The sequence below is a fragment of the Algibacter sp. genome (assembly GCF_049667265.1).
Classification (GTDB): Bacteria; Bacteroidota; Bacteroidia; order Flavobacteriales; family Flavobacteriaceae; genus Algibacter_B.
In genome coordinates this window covers 1-2933 of sequence record NZ_JBATHX010000126.1, presented here as the reverse complement: position 1 = coordinate 2933, position 2933 = coordinate 1, and the positions used below count along the sequence as shown (strand labels likewise).

The window sequence follows — 2933 nt, the reverse complement described above, 5'->3', positions numbered from 1 at the left end:
AGCTCCAAAACCATGTGTTTTGTATATCAAAATTGAAGTATACATAATTTTTATATACAAAATGCGCTGCCATAAAAGTTATATAACACGTTGCCTGTAAATAAGTTACTACAATATGATTTATTTTTATATTTTAGCATTAACTGCACATATATATGTGTTGGCAATAATTTAGGTAATTAATTATCATCTAAAAAGCTTAATAAATAAATTTCTAATGAAAAAAACATGTTTCTTAACCACCTTTTTTATTTTGTCAATATGCTTTTTTTCATGTGCAATAAAACAGCCTAAATCTAAATTAAATATTGAAAAATGTGAATGCACTCTTGATTCAGCTTCTGTTGATTCGGTTTCCTTGGAACAACAAGAACTTGACTATTTTTATTCCTTAATGGCATATGCAATAGTTCATAAAGATTGGCAAAATAACGCTTTTGAAGGTAGAGGATATAACATTGGTTCTGTGTTGGTGGATAGTTCTAAATATGTTGTTAATTGGGCGAGAAATTCAGTAAACATGAAAATGAATGGAACCCAACATGGAGAAGTACGAGTGATACAATCCTATTTAGACAGTGTTCAATCCTTTTCTTTAAAAGGCTTTTCAATATATACAACATTAGAACCATGTGCCATGTGTTCTGGCATGATGAAATTGACTAATGTGTATAGAACCATTTATGGTCAAACAGATCCCGCCTACGGAAAGGCACTGGAAAGACTCCAATTAGAATCAGGTTCATGTTGCGGAGGTGGTTATTCCCCATATCCACGACCAGTAATTTCAGATAAATCACCTGACCCTATATCAGGGGAAATAGATTCAGCATATGCAAAGTACAAAGGAAAATATTTAGTTGATTTTTTAATAACACCAGAAGCTGAAAAATTATTTAAGAAAGCATCAGAAATGTTTCAACACTATAAAAAAGCTAAATATGTAGAAAATCAAAAGTATATTGATAGTGCTCATGTATTTTATAATTTAGTTGGTGCCTCCATTAAGTAGCAAATAAAAAACTATTGCCAACACCGTATAAAAATAATGCTTAGTTTATTACTTAATCAAGAGTCGATGCGCTTTTACTACGTCTGATTTTCCTTCGGAAAATCCTCGCATACAAACCCGCAACTATTCTTATACATAAACGTTGTGTGTAATTTGAGAAATTTGCTAATTATACCAATTTTTGGTATATTTGAATAAATAGTCTCAAAATGAACAAAAATACATCTATATCACTCGGAAATTATTTTGACCAATTCGTTCAAAGTCGAATAAAAGAAGGTCGATTTAAAAATGTCAGCGAAGTCATACGTGCTGGATTAAGACTTTTGGAAGAAGAGGAAAGCAAAATGATTGCATTAAGAAAAGCAATTCAAGACGGAATTGACAGCGGAATCGCGCACGATTTTGATCCTAAAGTACACCTTGAATCTCTAAAAGCAATAAAGCGCTCAAATGGCTAATTATAAATTAACGAATCAAGCCGTAGAGGATTTAACGAAAATTTGGAATTATACATTCGAAGTTTGGTCAGAAAAGCAAGCCGACAAATATTACGAATCATTAATTACAAATTGTCAAGAAATTGCTGACAATCCAGGTTTAGGAAAAAATTACGAAGGAGTAAAAGAAAGCCTACTCGGAATAAAAGCAAATAGACATATAATATTCTACAGAACACTTAATAAGGATTATGTCGAAATCACGAGAATACTTCATGAGAGAATGGATCTAAAGAATAGAATAACGGAATAAAAAACTACACACAACACCGCGAATAATTAATTGCTTTGGCAAGTGCTTATTTGGAAAATTCTTTCGGAATTTTCTCGCGTTCGTTTTTGTTTACTAAATTAGTTGCTCAAACACGCAACTAACCATACACAACAACGTTGTGTGCAATTTGAAAAACCAAACTAAATGGAAATAAAATGTTTAGACATCAAGGCAAAAGCAGAACTTTAAAACACAATCTGCGAATTGCTACGATTTTGTCTTTTGTAGCTGGAATTGTGAATGTTACAGGATTTTTAGCTTTTAAACAATTAACAACCAATGTAACTGGTCATTTTGCTCTTTTTATTAGTGATGTTGCAAATTTTGAATTTTGGAAAGGAACAGTTTATTTTCTTTATATTTTTTCCTTTCTCTTTGGTTCTTTTTTATCAAGTTTCCTAATCGAAAAATTCAAGGAAAATAGAAAACTTAATGTTTTTGTTTTACCAACCATTATTGAATGTTTGATTTTATTATCAATTGCAATCATAAGTAATACAGTAGAAATAAAATATCCTGATTTAATTGTTTGCCTGCTACTTTTTGCAATGGGTCTTCAAAACTCTTTTGTGACAAAAATTTCAAATGCTATCGTAAGAACAACACATCTGACAGGACTGTTCACAGATTTAGGAATTGAACTATCGCAACTTTTCTTTCCTGAATCTCATCCGAATAGAGAAAAAATTAAATCGACAATAAAACTGCGAATTTATATAATTTGCTTCTTTTTTCTTGGAGGAATAATAGGTGGATTTCTTTACTCAAGACTTGACTTAAAATTGAACACTCTGATTTTTGGAGCTATAATTTTATTAATAAGCTTATTTTATGACGATTTGAGATATAAATTAATCCGAACTAAAAGAAAATACAAACAAAGAAAAAAAACTGCACACAACACCGTGTATAATTAATTGCTTTGGTCGTTGCTTATTTGGAAAATTCCGAAGGAATTTTCTCGCGTTCGTTTTTGTTTACTAATTTAGTTGCTTACCACGCAACTAACCATACACAAACACGTTGGCATTCATTATGACCAACCAATAAACTAATGATAAAATTCTTTAGAAAAATTAGACAAAATTTACTTTCAGAAGGTAAAACAGGAAAATATCTGAAATACGCAATTGGTGAAATTGTTCTT

General features: G+C 30.8%; 4 protein-coding genes. All 4 read left to right on the top strand.

Annotated features, from left to right (window positions below):
* The first annotated feature begins 217 nt into the window (after nt 1-217).
* The 4 genes from WBN21_RS04435 (at nt 218) to WBN21_RS04420 (ending at nt 2703) form a co-directional block, all read left to right on the top strand.
* Nucleotides 218-1012, top strand: coding sequence for a nucleoside deaminase (locus WBN21_RS04435; protein WP_424198083.1), 795 nt, complete (start codon nt 218-220; stop codon nt 1010-1012).
* A 209-nt stretch (nt 1013-1221) separates the two neighbouring features.
* Complete coding sequence (locus WBN21_RS04430) at nt 1222-1473, top strand: type II toxin-antitoxin system ParD family antitoxin (RefSeq protein ID WP_424198082.1); 252 nt, start codon at nt 1222-1224, stop codon at nt 1471-1473.
* Nucleotides 1466-1765, top strand: a complete 300-nt coding sequence (locus tag WBN21_RS04425; RefSeq protein WP_424198081.1) for a type II toxin-antitoxin system RelE/ParE family toxin — start codon at nt 1466-1468, stop codon at nt 1763-1765. Before WBN21_RS04430 ends, WBN21_RS04425 begins: the two co-directional genes overlap by 8 nt.
* 176 nt (nt 1766-1941) lie before the next feature.
* Nucleotides 1942-2703, top strand: a complete 762-nt coding sequence (locus tag WBN21_RS04420; protein WP_424198080.1) for a YoaK family protein — start codon at nt 1942-1944, stop codon at nt 2701-2703.
* Nucleotides 2704-2933 lie beyond the last annotated feature (230 nt).